This is a genomic window from Blastococcus sp. CT_GayMR20 (assembly GCF_004570345.1).
This window is the reverse complement of record NZ_SPQM01000277.1, coordinates 1-2,456: the sequence shown is the minus strand read 5'-3', so window position 1 is coordinate 2,456 and position 2,456 is coordinate 1. Positions and strand designations below refer to the sequence as shown.

Below are 2,456 nucleotides of genomic sequence, written 5' to 3'. Positions count from 1 at the left end.
GGACGAGCGGGCCCGCGCCGCACGCGCGCTGCCGGCGGTCGGCCGGCGACGGACCCTGCTGAGGGCGGCCCTGCGGCACGTCCTGGGAGGCGCTCTCGGCGTGCCCGCCCGGGACGTCCCGATCGCCGTCGACGACGGCCGCCCCTACCTCGTCGGACCGGCCGGCCATCCCGACCTCCGGTTCTCCTGCTCGGCCAGCGAGGGCATCGGGCTCATCGCTCTCGCCGACAGCGCCCTCCTCGGGATCGACGTCGAGCGCCATCGCGACGAGCACGCGCTGGAGGCATTCGCCGACGGATGGCTGACCGCGACCGAGGTGCGCACCGTGGCCGGCCTGCCCACCGCCGACCGGCTCCGGGCCGTCACCCGCTGCTGGACGCAGAAGGAGGCCGTGCTGAAGGCCTGCGGGGTGGGGCTGCGCCGCGATCCCGGGACCGTCGAGACTCCCGTGTCGGTGACCGGACGCTCCGGGGAATGGACCCTGGCGCCGGTCGCGGTGCCGGAGGGCTTCGTCGCCAGCCTCGCCGTACGGACGACCTCCCCCCTGCCGGCGGTTCCCGTGATCGAGCTCCACCCCGGCGCGCTCCGATGAGCATCGACCAGCTGACTGCCCCGGCGTCGGCCCGCCGACCGGGACAGCCCGCCCAGCTGGCCCACTTCCGTGCCTGCCTGGAGGACGTGACGGGACACCGCCTGCCCACCACGACGGCCCTGCACGCGTTCTCCGTCGAGCACTACCGGGAGTTCTGGCGCACGTTCCTGGACTGGTCCGGCCTGAGCTGGGAGGGCACCGCAGGGACGGTGTCCACGAGCGACGACGTGCAGTCCGCCCGCTTCTTCCCCGGCGTCCGGTTGAGCTACGCAGAGAACCTGCTCCGCCCCCTGCCGGACGCCGGTGACGCCGCGCCGGCCCTCACCTCCGTGCACGGCGACGGCACGGCCGAGCGGTTCACGCGCGGCGAGCTGCGCGCGGCCGTGCAGCGCACCGGTGAGGCACTGACCGGCCTCGGGATCGCTCCGGGTGACCGCGTCGTGGCGATCGCTCCGAACCACGCCGCGGCCGTCGTCGCCGCGCTCGCCGTCAGCGCCGTCGGGGCCACGCTCTCGACGGCCACCCCCGACATGGGTCCGAGCGCCCTGCTCGGCAGGTTCGGCCAGGTGCGACCCACGGCGCTTCTGGTCGACCGGGCGGGCATGGGCCGCGACGGGGTCCCGGCGGACGGCGTCCTCGCGACCCTGCTCGAGGGACTGCCCTCGGTGGAGCACCTGGTGGTCCTGGACGCCGGTCCCCTGCCCGCGCTCCCCGGCCGGGACGCCGTCCGGCTCGCCGACCTGGTCGCGGAGGTCCCCGAGCACCCGCTCGACGTGTCGTGGCCACGCCTGCCCTTCGACCACCCGCTGTGGATCATGTTCTCGTCGGGGACGACCGGCCCGCCCAAGGCGATGGTGCACGGTGCGGGTGGCTCGCTGCTCGAGCACGTCAAGGAGCACCGCCTGCACGGCGACCTGCGCGCCGGCGACACGCTGTACTTCCACACGACCACGGCGTGGATGATGTGGAACTGGCAGCTGTCGGCCCTCGCCGTCGGAGCGCACATCGTCGTCAACGACGGTCCCGTCGACGGACCGGAGACGCTCTGGGAGCTCGTGGCGGCACACGGTGTCACGGTCTTCGGGACGAGCCCGGCCTACCTGCAGCTCTGCCAGGACGAGGACTACCGCCCCCGCGACGCGGTCGACCTGTGCGGCCTGCGTGCGGTGCTGTCCACCGGGGCCGTGCTGCACGACTGGCAGTTCGAGTGGGTCGCCCGCGCGGTCGGACCGGTCCCCGTGCAGTCGATCTCGGGCGGCACCGACATCATCGGCTGCTTCGTCCTCGGTCATCCGGAGGAGCCGGTGCGGCCCGGTCGTTGCCAGTCGCTCGGCCTCGGCCTGGACGTCGCGGCGTTCGATTCCGCCGGTCGGCCGGTGGTCGGCACCCCCGGCGAGCTGGTCTGCCGCCGTCCCTTCCCGTCCCGGCCCCTCGGCTTCCTCGACGACGAGGACGGGGCCCGCTTCCGGGCGTCGTACTTCTCGAAGCACCCCGGCGTCTGGACCCACGGCGACGTGATCGAGGTCGCCGCCGACGGTTCCGCCCGCATGCTCGGCCGCTCCGACGGGGTCCTGAACATCGACGGCGTCCGCATCGGCCCGTCGGAGATCTACACGATCGTCAGGAGCGTGCCCGAGGTGGCCGGCGCCCTGGCCGTCGAGCAGGACGATCCTGGTCGCGTCGGATCCACGCGGCTGGTCCTCCTCCTGGTGCTCCGGACCGGATCCGTGCTGGACGCCCCGCTCGCCCATCGGATCCGGGCGGTGCTCCGGAGCCAGGGGTCACCCGCCCACGTGCCGTCCGTCGTCCTGGCCGTCGACGACCTGCCGACGACGCACAACGGCAAGCTGTCCGAGGGCGCGGC

Annotated in this window: 2 protein-coding genes; both read left to right on the top strand. The window is 74.2% G+C overall.

The features are described from left to right. On the top strand, nucleotides 1–592 hold a 592-nt coding region (locus E4P40_RS27275), incomplete at its 5' end, for a 4'-phosphopantetheinyl transferase superfamily protein (protein ID WP_209305554.1). Next, nucleotides 589–2,456 (top strand): acetoacetate--CoA ligase (locus E4P40_RS27270; RefSeq protein WP_135161418.1); only part of this gene is annotated, 1,868 nt, incomplete at its 3' end. The genes E4P40_RS27275 and E4P40_RS27270, both read left to right, overlap by 4 nt.